Source organism: Burkholderia sp. LAS2 (assembly GCF_018417615.1).
Classification (GTDB): domain Bacteria; phylum Pseudomonadota; class Gammaproteobacteria; order Burkholderiales; family Burkholderiaceae; genus Burkholderia; species Burkholderia sola.
In genome coordinates this window covers 2,041,194-2,055,568 of record NZ_CP071052.1, presented here as the reverse complement: position 1 = coordinate 2,055,568, position 14,375 = coordinate 2,041,194, and the positions used below count along the sequence as shown (strand labels likewise).

The following is a 14,375-nucleotide window of genomic DNA, read 5'->3' as shown; positions in this document are numbered from 1 at the left end:
CGCTTACGACCGCTTCGTTGAGGATTGAATGATTCGCCTGAGCGCCGAGAGGCCGCCGGCCGCACGCTGTGTCGCTCCGGGCGCCGGCGCGCCCGCGAGGCGCTCGACCAGCGGCCCGAGCGCGCGGACGTACGGATCGCGTTCCGCGACCTCGGCGATCAGCTTGCCCTGGTTCGCCGCATGCCCGATCGACACGCGCCGCGACGGCAGCGTCGCGACCAGCGACAGGTCGAGCCGTTCGGCGATCTGCGCGGGCATCAGCCCAAGCTCGGCGTCGAACTGGTTGACGACGAGCCGGATCCGGTCGGTCGCCGCGCCTGCCTCGCGCAACCCGTCCAGCATCTCGACCGCCGACACGACCGATGCCACGCCCTGGTCGCAGACCAGCCATGCTTCGTCCGCCAGGTTCACGACCTGCGCGATGAATTCGCGATTCGGGAAGCCGCCGAGATCGACGATCTGGTGATCGAAGAACGCGCGCAGCCGGTTCAGCAACGCCGCGCACGACGCCGTCGCCACGTCGCGCAACTCCGCGAGATTCGGTGGCAGCGTCGTCAACGCGACGCCGCTCGAATGACGTGCGAGCGCGGTCGTGACGAACGTGCGGTCGATCCGGCGCAGGTTGCGCACGGCCTCGACGAAATGGAATTCGCACCGCGTGTTCAGGAACAACGCGCCGTCGCCGGCCGGCAGCCCGAGATCGAGCAGCGCCGCCGTGCGCGCAGGGTCGGCCGGCCGCCGCTGCATCAGCACCGACAGGTTCGCGGCGAGCGTGCTCACGCCCATCCCGGCGCGTGCGCCGAGCAACGCGGTGACCTTCCCGTGACGGTTGGCCGGCTCGCTGACGTTGTCGAGCAATACGCGCGTGATCCGCAGCGCCTCATCGGCCGGCGCGGAAAAATCGACGAAATCGCGCACGCCCGCGCGCAGCGCGGCGAGTGCCCCTTCCGGTTGCGCGAGCGAGCCCAGTGCGACGACCGGCACGCCCGGATGCGCCGCGCGTACCGCGGCGACCACCGTGCTTGCCGCCGCGCAGTCACCGGAAAAATCGATGAACACCAGTGCCGGATTCAGCACGCCGATACGCTGCGACAGCGCGGCGCCGTCGAGCGGCACCCCTTCGACCGCGCCGGCGGACACGAGCGATTGCGACAGCCAGTGCACATGCTCCGCGAGCGCGGATGCACAGACGAAGTAGTCGGTGACGGCGGGCTCAGCCAAAGAGTAGGTTCTCGCATTCATCTTGGATACTCCCAATGAAGCAAGGCATCGCGTCGTACGCGACGGCCTGCGCGGTCCGGTAACGATTCGGCGCGCTCATTTCGAGAACCCCGGCCCCGCGTCCGGCGATGCCATGCCGCCCAGATACGAACGCCACACCGGACCGTCGCGCTGCTCGGACAGCTCGCCCGGCGTCGCCGGCAGCGGTGCACCCTGCGCGATCGGGGCAACGAGATGCGGCGTCACGATGATCACGAGTTCCTTGTCGTTCTGCTGGTAGCTCAAATTCTTGAAAAACGCACCGATGATGGGCAGATCGCCCAGGAACGGCACCTTGTTGACGTTGGACGTGGTCTCGCGGTCGATCAGGCCGCCGATCACGAAGCTCTCGCCGTCGCCGAGCTCGACCGTCGTGTCCGCGCGCCGCGTCGTCAGCGCGGGTACCTGCACGCCGTTGATCGTGATCGAATGCACGAAGTCGAGCTGGCTCGACTCGGGCGCGACCTTCAGCGCGATCCGCCGCGGGTTCAGCACGGTCGGCGTGACCGTGAGCCCGACGCCATAGGGTTTCCATTCGATCGAAATCGTGCCGAGCGATTGCGGCACCGGCACCGGAATCTCGCCGCCCGCGAGGAAGTTCGCGCTCTGGCCGGACAACGCGACGAGCGTCGGCTGCGCGAGCACGCGGGCCAGGTTGTTCGCCTCGAGAATCGACAGGTCGGCGAACAACCCGTGCGTCACCGAATTGACGACGAGGTTGAACGCCGACGAAATCGGCACGTTCGTGTTGTAGGTGAGCGAACCGCCCGGCGTACCGGTAATCGATGTGAGCCCCGTCGGCGCGAAGGCGCCGAACGCAAAGCCGTTGCTCTGCTTGAAGAAGTTCAGGCCCGCCTGCTTCAGCACCGAACGGCTGAATTCGACGACACGTACGTCGACCTGCACGACATTCTTGCCGGAGATCGTCGACGCATCGAGCGTCGTTCCGTCCTTGCCGCCGACCGTCTTCGCTGCGTGGACTGCCCGCTGATGTCCGTCGAGCGTTGCGGCCGCACCGCCCATCACCGTCGCGCCGCCGTACGTGTTCACGCTCGGCGACGCGCCGTCCAGCAGCGCCCGCGCCGCACCGCTCGTAACGTTCACGTTATAGACGGTCGGCTCGTCGCGGCCGCGCTCCCAGATCATCACGTTCGTCGCACCGGCATTCTTCGCCACCAGCAGCACGCCGCCGCGCCCGCCCTTCACGACGAGCACGTCGGCCACCGACGGATCGCCGACCGCGACCCGCTGCAGTGCGCGCCCCGTCGCAAGCTGCCGCTGCGCGCCGACCGCAAGGCTGATCGTGCCACTCGTGTCGGCCGCGTCCGACAGCGGCGGCATCGCCAGTGCGCTCAATGCAATCGCCAAACCAACCAGTTTCTTTTTCATTGTTTTGCCGTCTTCGTCCCGCTCAATAAGCGACCGTTTCGGTCCGCCCACCCCGAATGACTTCGATGCTGCCGCCGCTCGGATGCCGCGCGACCACCCGTGGCGCCGCACGCGGGGCCGGCGCCGTCGTCGCGCTCTTCGACAACTCGCCCAGCACCATGCCGGCCGCGGCAAGCGCCGACGGACTCTTGTCGTCGCCGACGCGAACGGCGACGGTTTGCGCCGCGACGTCGTCGTCGCGCGGACTACGCAGCGCGAGCACGAGCCGGCCGCTCTGCTCGGCGAGCGTCAGCGCGTCGACCTGCGCCGTGGGCACGGCCAGCACCGCGGTCCGCGTGCCGATCACCGAGCCGTTCGAGCTGTCCCGCTCGGTCGTCGCATCGCCGAACGACAGCACGCGGACCTTCGACATCAGCAGCCGCGCCTGAGTATTCACGATCTCGGCCGTCGACGTCCCGCCGATCGCCACGCCGGTCCCGTCGCGCTTCAGATTCACGAACACGTCGACATAGTTGCCCGGCCGCACGCGGTTGCCAACCGCGTTGGTCTCGTCGACCTTGATCGCCACGGCGCGCTCTCCCGGTGCAATCTGCTCGGCGAGGCCGGACGACAATGCGCTCCCGACGACGGCCGCCTGCGCGGGAATGTCCGCTGCCGGAATGCGGCCGACCAGTTGCAGCGGATCGGCGAACGCCCCCTGCGGAGCGGCGCTCGACTGCTGGACCTTCAGCGCATCGGCCGGAATCGGCTGGCCGGCTTGCAGTTGCCGCGTCGTCACGACGACCGGCACGCTCTGCGTCGCGACCGTCGACGCAACCGGCGCGACGTCGGCCGGCTTGCGACCGAGCATCCACGCATAGATGCCGAGCAGGATCGCGATCGCGATCAGCAAGCCCGCGATGATCTTCGTCAGGTTGTTGGCCATGGTGTTGTTATGCTTCCCCGCTACTCACGATTGAATTCTCCGCGCGACGTCGCCGACCGGGCGCCCTCGACCGGCACGGCGCCGTCGCCGCCGTCTATATGATGTTGACCGGGCTGATCTGCACCATCGCGGTTCCGGTGAGTGTCGACGGCACCGGCAACAGCGAACCGAGCAGCGGGAACGACGGAATCAGCGGGCTCTGCGCGTACGGGTAGGTCAACGTGATCTGGACGCACAGCATCGTCGCGTCGTACGAACAGTTACCTTGCTGCGTGGGCGAGCATGTCGACCCTTTCAGCCAGGTGGTCAGGTTCGTCGCGGCCGTGCATGCGGCCTGGGCCCGCGCCGCCAGCGCGGCTTGCTGCGCTGCCTGCACCGATGCGGCCGCACCGACCTGCTGATAGTTCAACGCGGCGCGCGCGCCTTCCGTTGCGGCAAGCGTCAGATTTTGCTGGGCCGCGAAGATCATCCCGTACGTGATGATCGCGTACAGGATCAGGAAAAACACCGGGAGCATCAGCGCAAATTCGATCGCCGTCGCGCCACGCTCGCGCCGCCGCGTCCCGGATGCCGGACGAACCGCCGTCATTGCACTCCCCCGGTCGCGATCCGGTACAGGCACCACAGGGCCGCGGGGATCACGAGAAACGCGGCATACGGCGAGGCCCGGAAACCGGCGATCTGCATCGTCGGGGAACGCCGCTGCCACAGGGCCGACACCGGCGTACGGGTGGAGAAGACCAGCATGCCCGCATGCGCGAATGCCAGCAGGCTTGCGACGATCCAGAGCCACAGCAATGCTTGCGGGCCGCACCACGCGCCCAGCACCGCGAATACCTTGACGTCTGCTGCGCCCATGACGCGCAGCACGAAAAACGGGAAAAGACCGAGAAAGCCGACCAGTACGCCAATGAGCGCCTGATTCACGGATATGCCTAATGGATTATGTCCGGCGAGCACAAATGCGGATACGAACCCACCGATCACCAGTGAATTCGGTATGCGCCTATGCCGGATGTCCTCAAGCGCGACGAGCGTCGCCCACGCGAGGAAAACCCCGACGCCAGTTAGCAGGATCATTTGCGCCCCGAACGGCAAAACTTACCGCGCGGGTTTGCGAAGCAATCCGCGCCCCTGACAACAGGGAAATGAGCAAAAGCTCGTTCGTTATGCCTTCGGTAGCTGGTTCGCGATGTAGCTGAACGCCCCGGAAATGCCGCCCGTCAACGTGCCAACGGCAGTGACGAGAGCAACGGCGATCAGCCCTGCGATGAGGCCATACTCGACTGCGGTAACCCCGTCTTCTTCCTTAAGGAAACGCTTGATGATTGCTTTCATTTTATTCCTCGTGCCTGTATTTACGTTTTCTGGCCTTTATACGTATACATCCCCGCATTCTGGCCGTTTGCCCCAACCGTTCGTCACATCTGCTGTAACGTCAACCGGGTGCGCTTTCTTTATAGGTCGCCCCGAAGGGCATTGCTCACGATTTGATGCAAGTTAACATTCGCGATAGCGCTCCTCCTCGAACGTAGTGTACCGAACCGTACATTTCCTTACATCTGCTCCCGATTCTATATCCGTTCCTATTTAAATTCCAACCTCTTTTAACCGCTCTGACGGAAAAAAAGACCAGGAGCACGACGTATTTGTACGGCGTTTCGGTACGACTTACACATAGGATTTACGATAGGTTAGATGTGCACACCTAATCCATCAGTAAAACCATTGCCGTGTCCACCAAGCCTGCGCGGGGCCCACGTTACGCCGCACGCGTAACGCCAATGTTGTGACGTTACGTTACGAAACGGCCGAAACCGTTCTCATTCATCTGCTTTTAAACAGATTCAACAATCTTTCAATTCCCGCGACTTCCTTTTCCGACAAGGAATTGCCTCGTTTAAAACCGGTTGTCGAACCGTCGGGCCTCGAAATGGCACGACAGTTGCAGAGTAGTCCTCGCACCACTCAACACAACGCAGTTCACAACACATTTTTAATGCGAGGAAGAAATGGACATTAAGGTTATCCCTCATGGCGTGTTCCGGACGACTCTGATCGCGGCCACCGTTGCAGCCATGCTCTCCCTCTCCGCGTGCGGCGGCTCCGGCTCCATCAGCCAGGGCCTCGGCGGCGGTTCCAGCTCGGGCGGCGGCGATACGATCTCCACGTCGGGCGGCAACGGCACGAGCGGCACCTCGGGTACGAGCGGCACCTCCGGCACCAGCGGGACCTCGGGTACGAGCGGCACGAGCGGTACCTCCGGCACCAGCGGAACTTCGGGTACGAGCGGCACGTCCGGCACCAGCGGAACTTCGGGTACGAGCGGTACGTCCGGCACCTCGGGTGTCTCGTCGAACGCCGTGGGAACTGTCCTCGCACAAGCCAGCACGATCCCCACGGGGCTCGGCGGCGCCGTCTCGGGTCTCGGCACCGTCATCGCCGGCCAGTCGCTGCCGGGCGTCAATCCGGGCACCACGCAAGCCGCGGGCGGCATCGTGCAAAGCGTAGGCGGCGCGGTCACCGCGCTGGGCAATGGCCTCGGCAGCGGCCTCGGCCAGCTCGGCGCGACGAAGGATCCGGTCGGCACCACGGTCGCCAGCACCGGCGGCGTGGTCAATCAGCTCGGCGGCGCAGTCACGCAAACCGGCAATCTGGTCACGAGCCTCGGCAGCGGCCCGCTGTCGCCGCTCGCGCCGGTCACGGGCGCCGTCGGCGGCCTCGTATCGACGCTCGGCGGCGCCGTGTCGAACGGCGGCACCACGCTCACCAACGCGCTGTCGACCGGCCCGATCCAGCAAGTCACGCAAACGGTCAGCTCGGCCATCACGCCGATCACGACGATGGTCGGCCAGACGACGCAGACGATCGGCGCGGCAACCGGCCTCGGCGCACCGGTCAACACGCTGCTCGGCACGATCGGCAACGGGCTGAGCCAGGCCGGCGCGCTGATCGCATCGACGGGCGGCAACCCGGTCACCACGGGCCTCGGCGGCACCGTCTCGTCGACGGGCAACACCGTGAAGGCCGTCGGCGGCCTGCTCACAGGTGGCACGGGCGGCGTGACGAATCCGCTCGCGCCGCTCGCCGGCCTCCTCGGCACCGTCGGCGGTCTGGGCGGTGCAGCAGGCGGCACGAGCGGCGGCCCGCTGGCTCCGGTTACCGGCCTCGTCTCCACCGTCACCGGCGCGCTCGGCGGCGCCGCAGGCGGCGCAGGCGGCGGCCCGCTGGCTCCGGTCACCGGCCTGGTCTCCACTGTCACCGGCGCGCTCGGCGGTGTGGCGGGCGGCGCGGGCGGCAGCCCGCTCGCACCCGTCACCGGCTTGGTCTCCACCGTGACGGGCGCGCTCGGCGGTGCGGCAGGCGGCAGCGGCAGCCCGCTCGCCCCGGTGACGGGCCTCGTCTCCGCGGTCACCGGCGCACTCGGCGGCGTAACGGGCGGCGGCAATCCGATTGCAGCGCCGGTCCCCGCAGCCACCAGCACCGTCGGCGCGCCGGCGCTGAGCGGCGGCACGGGTGCCGTCACGAGCTCCGGCTCCGGCACGAACCTGCTCGCACCCGTCACGTCGCTGATCGGCGGCTTGCTCGGCGGCACGCACAAGTAATCCGACATCCATTCATCGACAAGACAGCGAGGAGTCCATCATGTCCCAGCGTTCCAACACGACGACCACCCTGCGCCAATGGCGCGTACCCCTTACCGTTTTCGCGACGGCCTGCCTGCTCGCCGCGTGCGGCGGCAACAGCGTCAGCGCGCCGCCGAGCGGCAGCACCAGCGGGACGAGCGGCACCAGTGGCACGAGCGGTACCAGCGGGACGAGCGGCACCAGCGGCACGACGACCGGTACCAAGGGCGCCGTCAGCACGCTCGGCCAAACCGCCACCGACCTTGGCAGCACCATCGGGAACGTCAGCCTGCCGGGCCTCGGCGACGGCGTGACGAAGGGCGTCGGCAGCACCGTGTCGAGCACCGGCACGATCATCGACGCGGCCGCCGATGCGTTGAGCAACGGGCTCGGCCAGACCGGCTCGATCAAAGATCCGGTCGGCACGACGGTCGCCGGTCTCGGCAACGTCGTCGGCGCGACGAGCAACACGGTGTCCGGCCTGAGCTCGACGGTCAAGGCGCTGGGCGCGGGCCCGCTGGCGCCGCTCGCACCGGTCACGACGCCGGTCGGCACCGTGCTCGACACGGTCGCCAACGGCCTGACGGCCGCCGGCACGACGATCGGCTCGACGCTGTCGTCGGGCGCCGTGCAGCAGGTCACGCAACCGATCAGCTCGGCGATCACGCCGCTCGTGATCACGGCCGGCCAGGTCACGCAGCAGGTCGGCACGACGACCGGTCTCGGCCAACCCGTGTCGGGCCTGCTCGGCCAGATCGGCGGCGCGATCAGCTCGGCCGGCAAGCAGGTCGGCGGGACGTCGAGCCAGCCGCTCGTCGGCGACGTCGGTCAGCTCGTGACCGCGGTCGGCAATACCGTGACCAACGCGGGCGGCCTCGTCAATCCGAACGGCCCGAACGGCGCAGCACCGATCCCCGGCCTGATCACAAGCCTCGTCGGCGGCTCGACGGCAACCGTCCAGAACGGCTCGTCGTCGGGTTCCGCTTCGACGAATCCGCTCGGCGGCCTGCTGTCGGGTCTCGGTTCGACACCGCTCGGCTCGCTCACCGGCGCAACGGGCGGCTCGGGCAGCGGCCCGCTCGCACCGGTCACGGGCCTCGTCTCGACGGTCACCGGCGCGCTCGGCGGCGCGACGGGCGGCGCAGGCAGTGCAAACCCTCTCGCGCCCGTCACCGGTTTGCTGAATACTGTCACCGGAGCAGTGGGCGGTGCAGCAGGGTCCGGGGGCTCGAGCCCGCTCGCGCCGGTCACGTCGCTGGTCGGCAGCGTGTCGGGTACGGCATCGTCGGGCAGCGGTTCGACGGGCCTGCTGGCACCGGTCACGGGGTTGCTGGGTACGCTGGGTAGCGTCGGCAAGTAAGGAGGACGGTCGCGTCATCGCAGCCGGAGCGAATGACGCGGCCGTACGAACACAACCGGCATGGCGGCACGCGGCGCGCGACACCTGGGTGTCGCGCGCCGGCATTACAAAGAAGACGAAAAGCAAGGCCTACGAGGAAGAACAATGAAATCCAGACTCGACAGATGGATGATGCTGCTCGCCATCGCGGCAGCAGGCACGGCACAGGCGCAAACGCGCGTCGGCGGCAACCCGCTCGACTCCCTTCCCCAGATCAACGCACCGAAGACGGGCCCGAACGTCACCGTTCAGGTCGCGCCGCAGGCGCCGCAATTGCAGGAGCTGCTGTCGCGGCACCTGACGCCGAAGACGTTCCAGGTCGAAGGCGTGAAGTCGATACCGTTCGAGGAAATCACGCGCCGCTTCACACCGCTCGTCGGCAAGGACATCACGATCGGCGAGCTGATCGAAACCGCCAACGGCGTGACGAAGCTGTATCAGGAACGCGGCTACGCGCTGTCGTTCGCGTTCGTTCCCGCGCAGACGTTCGAGAACGGCGTCGTGCGCATCACGGTGGTGGAAGGCTATGTGTCGGACGTCAAGGTCACCGGCAAACCCGGCGCGATGGAACCCAAGATTCGCGCGATTGCTGCCCACATCACGGACGATCGCCCGCTGCGCCGCGCGACGTTCGAGCGTTACGTGAACACGTTCGGGCTGTTGCCGGGCCTCACGGTGAAGGCGAACGTGCCGCCGCCGCAAACCACCGACGGCGCGACGACGCTCGAACTCGCGGTCGATCGCAAGCCGTTCAACGTCAGCACGGGGATCGACTTCAACCACCCGGGCGTCCAGGGCCTCATCACCGCGACCGAAAACGGCCTCACGCGGTTCGGCGAGCAGTTGAGCATCTCGGCGCTCGCGCCGCCGGGACGCGACAAGCAGACCTACTTCGCGTTCAGCGGCGCGGTGCCGATCGGCAGCAACGGCCTCATCACGCGCCTCGATGCCAGCACGTATCGCGGCAAGCCGACCGACAACCCCGGCCTGCCGTCGTCGGTCGAGCGCACGGTCAAGAACGAGAAGCTCGGTCTTTCGGCCTCCTATCCGATCTTGCTGAACAATCAGCGTAGCCTGCTCGGTACCGTGTCTGGCTATGCGTCGCACAACGAAGACCGTTACCAGAGCAAAATCAACGGCAACAGCATCGATACGCGCTCGCAAGTCCGCGTGCTGCAGATGCAGCTCGACTACACGAGCGTCCAGCCGAAACAGGTGCAGAAGCTGAGCGTCAACGTCGCGAAGGGCTTCAACATCCTCGGCGCGTCGAAAGCGCAGGACACGACTATCGGTACGACGACGATCTCGGCGGACAGCCCGATCTCGCTGACCTTCGTTCGAACCGGCGCGACCTTCACGCAGACGAACGAATGGCCGTTCCGCATCGGCACGTCGGTGTCGCTGACCGGGCAATACAGTCCCGATTCGCTGCCGACGTCCGAGCAGATCTCGTTCGGCTCGACCCGCTATGCGCTCGGCTATCAGCCGGGTGAAACGTCGGGCGACTCGGGCTGGGGGATGTCGCTCGAAGTCAACCGCGGCTTCACGCCGGGCTGGACGTATCTGAAATCGATCACGCCGTACATCGCATACGACATGGCGCGCGTGTATCTGCACGCGGGCACGCCATCGCCGAATCGCATGTCGTCGGTCGGCATCGGCGTGCGACTCACGGACAGCCGCTACTACAGCCTCGACCTGAACGTCGCCAAACCGGTCGGCGATGCGCCGGTCGAAAGCGCGTCACGCAGCCCGCGCATCAACGCGGCGTTCTCTTATCAGCTCAACTGATCGGTCACCAAAGTCACGAACGGCGAGCGTCATGCTGGCCGTTTCGATTAGAGTCCCCTCTATCAAACGCGGCGTGCGGTTTCACGTATTCTGGCGAAGCTCGCAACATGCCCGCCCCATGCAGACGGTCGTGCGAGCGAATCGAACAGACATGCAAAACAAGGAGGATGACAATGATTCAACTGACTCGCCCGTTGCGTGCACTCGCCATCGCCGGCGCCCTGCTCGCGTGCGCAGCCCCCACGTTTGCACAAGCCGACAGCCCCATCGGCATGTGGCAAACGATCGACGACAACACCCATCAACCGAAGGCGCTCGTGCAGATCGCCGAGGACGGCGACGGAGCGCTGACGGGCAAGGTCGTCAAGGGCCTCGGCGCGAATGATACGCCCGATCGCCGCTGCACCGCATGCACGGACGAGCGCAAGGATCAGCTCATCAAGGGCATGACGATCATCAAGGCGATGAAGAAGGACGGCGACCACTGGGACAGCGGCAACATTCTCGACCCGGAGAACGGCAAGGTCTACAAGTGCAAGATGACGCTTGAAGACGGCGGCCAGAAGCTCGTGGTGCGCGGCTACATCGGCGTGTCGCTGCTGGGCCGGTCGCAGACCTGGGTGCGCCAGCAATAACGCCGTACGCGCGAGTACGCGCGGCTCAATGAAAAATCGGCCTGCGACGACGTCGCCAGGCCGATTTCTTTTGGTGCACGCACAACGAAAAACCGATGGGCTTCACGCCGCGTGCTTCATCGCATCCGATGGATAGCTGCCCGGCGCACGATATGCGGGTGCCGCGTGGCTACGCGCCTCCGCCGCCTTCGATTGCGTGTGCTTGCGCATCCGCGCGGACAGCTCATTGCAGAGATTCATGCCGACGTCGCCATAGAGCTCACGCATCACGTTCATCAGCGTGCCCGTTTCGTGCCACGCCTTGAAGCGTCGATGGCATGTTTGATACGACGGGTAACGGCGCGGCATGGCCGACCATGTCGCGCCACTGTAGATCACCCAGAGCACGCCGTTCAGCACGGCGCGCGTATTGGCTAACGGCCGGCCGCGCAATTCGGTGCGCGGCTGCATTTCGGGCAGAAGCGGCGCGACGCAGCGCCATTGGTGGTCGGTCAAATCGCGATACGGGGTCATGGACATCTCCAGCCTTAATAACCATGACACCACAATATCGGCTCACCTCAACGATGAATATAAGACAAATCCGAAAATACCCTGAGATTCGCTGAATTTAACCGAAATTGACGTTTAAATGTCGCCAATTACCCGAGCCGGCAATCGGCTCAGGTCAACGACGTATCGACGATGCGGCGCGGCGTCTCGATATATTCCTTCGACTGCATCTCGACGATGCGCGAGACCGTACGCGCGAATTCGTTGGCCATCGGCCCTTCGACGTACAACGCCTCGGCCGGCACCGCCGCGGACATCAGCAGCTTGACCTTGTGGTCGTACAGCACGTCGATGAGCCACGTGAAGCGGCGCGCTTCGGACGCCATCCGCGGCGACATCTGCGGCACCTCGGACAGCACGATCGCATGGAAGCGGCTCGCCAGCTCGAGGTAATCGTTCTGCGAACGCGGGCCACCGCACAGCGTCGCGAAATCGAACCACACGACGCCGTCCGCCTTGCGCAGCGCCTTCAGCTCGCGCTTCTCGATATGCAGGATCGGACTCTCGTCGGGCACGGCCGCGAGCTTGCCGAATGCATGGCGTAGTTCGCGATCGGCCTCCGCGCCGAGCGGCGTGTGATACATCTTCACCTGCGCGAGCGTGCGCTGGCGATAGTCGACCCCCGCGTCGACGTTGAGCACGTCGAGCTTTTCCTTGATCAGCGCGATCGCCGGCAGCATGCGGTCGCGATGCAGGCCATCCGGATACAGGTCGTCGGGATCGTAATTGGACGTCATCACGAACTGCACGCCGTTGTTGAACAGGCGGTCGAGCAGGCGGTACAGGATCATCGCGTCGGCGATGTCCGACACGTGGAACTCGTCGAAGCAGATCAGCCGGTAACGCTTCGCGATGCGTCGTGCGAGTTCGTCGAGCGGATCGGCCTGCCCTTTCAGCTCCTCGAGCTCGCGGTGCACTTCGCGCATGAATTCGTGGAAATGCAGGCGCGTCTTGCGCTGCACGGGCACCACCGCGTAGAAGCTGTCCATCAGGAAGCTCTTGCCACGGCCGACACCGCCCCACATGTAGACGCCGCGCGGGAGATCCGGGTGATTGATGAGCTTCTTGAACGCGTTCGAGCGGCGCGCCTTGTAGTCGACCCATTCGTCGAAACAGCGCTGCAGGCGATCGACGGCCGCGCGCTGAGCGGGATCGGACTGATAGCCGCGCGTGGTCAGTTCGCGCGTGTAGTATTCGGTGACGTTCATCAGGGCAAACCGGAAAAAACAAAGGCGAGCGGGAAAAACCCGCCCGCCCTCGTCATGAGACGGTTGCGCCAGCCGGTGGCCGGCCGGCGCTATACCGCGCTCAGCTGTTCAGCGAGCGCTTGTCGACCGCGAGCGCCGCTTCGCGCATCACTTCCGACATCGACGGGTGCGGATGGCAGATGCGGGCGATGTCTTCCGACGCCGCCTTGAACTCCATCGCCACCACGGCTTCCGCGATCAGGTCCGACGCGTTCGCCGCGATCACATGCACGCCGAGCAGTTCGTCGGTCTTCGCGTCCGCGATCATCTTCACGAAACCGTCCGGCGCGTTCATGCCGAGCGCGCGGCCGTTGATCGAGAACGGGAACTTGCCCGACTTGATCTCGCGGCCTTCGGCCTTGAGCTGCTGCTCCGTCTTGCCGACCCATGCGATTTCCGGGTACGTGTAGATCACCCAAGGAATGCAGTTGTAGTCGATGTGCGGCTTCTGGCCGTCGATCACTTCCGCGACCAGCACGCCTTCGTCTTCCGCCTTGTGCGCGAGCATCGGGCCGCGCACCACGTCACCGATCGCGTACACGTTCGGCACCGCCGTGCGGCAGTGGTCGTCCACGTCGATGAAGCCGCGCTCGTTGGCCTTCAGGCCGATGGCCTCGAGGCCGAGGTTGTCGGTGTTCGGCACGCGGCCGACCGACACGATCAGGCGGTCGGCGTCGAGCGTCTGCGCGTTACCGTCCTTGTCCGTGTACGCGATCGACACGCCGTCGGCGCTCGTCTTCACGTCGCCGATCTTCACGCCGAGATGGATGTCGAGGCCCTGCTTCTTGAACAGCTTCGCCGCTTCCTTCGCGAGCGCTTCGTCGGCTGCGCCGAGGAACGCCGGCAGCGCTTCGAGCACCGTCACTTCGGCACCCAGGCGACGCCATACCGAGCCGAGCTCGAGGCCGATCACGCCCGCGCCGATCACGGCGAGCTTCTTCGGCACCGCGTCGAACGTCAGCGCACCTTCGTTGTCCGACACGATCTTGTTGTCGACCGGGATGTTCGGCAGGTGACGCGCCTTCGAGCCCGTCGCGATGATCACGTTCTTCGCGGTGACGACTTCGGTTTCACCCTCGCCGCTCACTTCGATCTGCACGCCGGCGTCGGTCTTGCCGGTGAACTTGCCATGGCCCTTCAGCCAGGTGATCTTGTTCTTCTTGAACAGGAACTCGATCCCGCTCGTCATCTTCTCGACGATCGCGTCCTTGCGGCCGAGCATCTTCGCGACGTCGATCTTCACGCCGTCGACCGTGATGCCGTGGTCGGCCAGGTGATGCGACGTGTTCTCGAACTCTTCCGACGACGCGAGCAGCGCCTTCGACGGGATGCAGCCGACGTTCAGGCAAGTGCCGCCGAGCTTCAGCGCGCCGGCCGGGTTCTTCCACTTCTCGATACAGGCAACGGTCTTGCCGAGCTGCGCGGCGCGAATCGCGGCGATGTAGCCGCCGGGGCCGGCGCCGATCACGACGACGTCAAATTCCTTGGACATGACAATCCTTTCTACTTGTACGCCCGTGGGTTCGCGCTTGGGCGCGAACCCACGGAACG

The 14,375-nt window shown here is 65.8% G+C and carries 13 protein-coding genes; 4 read left to right on the top strand and 9 right to left on the bottom strand.

All coding sequences use genetic code 11. The features are described from left to right. Positions 1-3 precede the first annotated feature (3 nt). The 6 genes from JYG37_RS09565 to JYG37_RS09540 form a co-directional block, all read right to left on the bottom strand. Positions 4-1,242 carry a fimbrial protein gene (locus JYG37_RS09565; protein WP_050012502.1) on the bottom strand — a complete coding sequence of 413 codons (1,239 nt, stop codon included), beginning with the start codon at positions 1,240-1,242 and terminating at the stop codon, positions 4-6. Positions 1,243-1,317: 75 nt separating this feature from the next. Continuing rightward, positions 1,318-2,649 (bottom strand): type II and III secretion system protein family protein, encoded by a 1,332-nt coding sequence (locus JYG37_RS09560; protein ID WP_213346046.1) that lies wholly within the window; start codon positions 2,647-2,649, stop codon positions 1,318-1,320. Positions 2,650-2,671: 22 nt separating this feature from the next. Continuing rightward, positions 2,672-3,574, bottom strand: a complete 903-nt coding sequence (gene cpaB, locus JYG37_RS09555; RefSeq protein WP_089488390.1) for a Flp pilus assembly protein CpaB — start codon at positions 3,572-3,574, stop codon at positions 2,672-2,674. Between the two features lie 94 nt (positions 3,575-3,668). After that, positions 3,669-4,163: a TadE/TadG family type IV pilus assembly protein gene (locus tag JYG37_RS09550; RefSeq protein WP_050012499.1), complete on the bottom strand. Its 495-nt coding sequence runs from the start codon at positions 4,161-4,163 to the stop codon at positions 3,669-3,671. After that, positions 4,160-4,654: an A24 family peptidase gene (locus JYG37_RS09545; protein WP_050012684.1), complete on the bottom strand. Its 495-nt coding sequence runs from the start codon at positions 4,652-4,654 to the stop codon at positions 4,160-4,162. Before JYG37_RS09545 ends, JYG37_RS09550 begins: the two co-directional genes overlap by 4 nt. 87 nt (positions 4,655-4,741) lie before the next feature. Beyond that, on the bottom strand, positions 4,742-4,912 hold the full coding sequence (locus JYG37_RS09540; protein ID WP_050012498.1) for a Flp family type IVb pilin: 171 nt from the start codon (positions 4,910-4,912) through the stop codon (positions 4,742-4,744). A gap of 674 nt (positions 4,913-5,586) precedes the next feature. On the opposite strand from JYG37_RS09540, the gene JYG37_RS09535 reads away from it, so the two are divergent. The 4 genes from JYG37_RS09535 to JYG37_RS09520 all read left to right on the top strand — a co-directional run bounded on the left by JYG37_RS09535 (position 5,587) and on the right by JYG37_RS09520 (position 11,025). Then, the gene (locus tag JYG37_RS09535) at positions 5,587-7,179 is read left to right on the top strand and encodes a collagen-like triple helix repeat-containing protein (RefSeq protein ID WP_213346045.1); all 1,593 of its coding nucleotides are present in this window, start codon (positions 5,587-5,589) and stop codon (positions 7,177-7,179) included. Between the two features lie 37 nt (positions 7,180-7,216). Next, positions 7,217-8,560 (top strand): collagen-like triple helix repeat-containing protein, encoded by a 1,344-nt coding sequence (locus JYG37_RS09530; protein WP_124556364.1) that lies wholly within the window; start codon positions 7,217-7,219, stop codon positions 8,558-8,560. 144 nt (positions 8,561-8,704) lie between these two features. Further along, a complete protein-coding gene (locus JYG37_RS09525) occupies positions 8,705-10,390 on the top strand; it encodes a ShlB/FhaC/HecB family hemolysin secretion/activation protein (RefSeq protein WP_050012495.1) in 1,686 nt (561 codons plus the stop codon). A gap of 173 nt (positions 10,391-10,563) precedes the next feature. Further along, on the top strand, positions 10,564-11,025 hold the full coding sequence (locus tag JYG37_RS09520) for a DUF2147 domain-containing protein (RefSeq protein ID WP_213346044.1): 462 nt from the start codon (positions 10,564-10,566) through the stop codon (positions 11,023-11,025). 102 nt (positions 11,026-11,127) lie between these two features. Here the strand turns inward: JYG37_RS09520 and JYG37_RS09515 are convergent, their stop codons facing one another. The 3 genes from JYG37_RS09515 to lpdA all read right to left on the bottom strand — a co-directional run bounded on the left by JYG37_RS09515 (position 11,128) and on the right by lpdA (position 14,316). Beyond that, the gene (locus JYG37_RS09515; protein WP_124556363.1) at positions 11,128-11,568 is read right to left on the bottom strand and encodes a transposase; all 441 of its coding nucleotides are present in this window, start codon (positions 11,566-11,568) and stop codon (positions 11,128-11,130) included. A 119-nt stretch (positions 11,569-11,687) separates the two neighbouring features. Further along, on the bottom strand, positions 11,688-12,785 hold the full coding sequence (gene zapE, locus JYG37_RS09510) for a cell division protein ZapE (protein WP_027811308.1): 1,098 nt from the start codon (positions 12,783-12,785) through the stop codon (positions 11,688-11,690). A gap of 100 nt (positions 12,786-12,885) precedes the next feature. Further along, on the bottom strand, positions 12,886-14,316 hold the full coding sequence (gene lpdA, locus JYG37_RS09505; RefSeq protein ID WP_050012492.1) for a dihydrolipoyl dehydrogenase: 1,431 nt from the start codon (positions 14,314-14,316) through the stop codon (positions 12,886-12,888). Positions 14,317-14,375 lie beyond the last annotated feature (59 nt).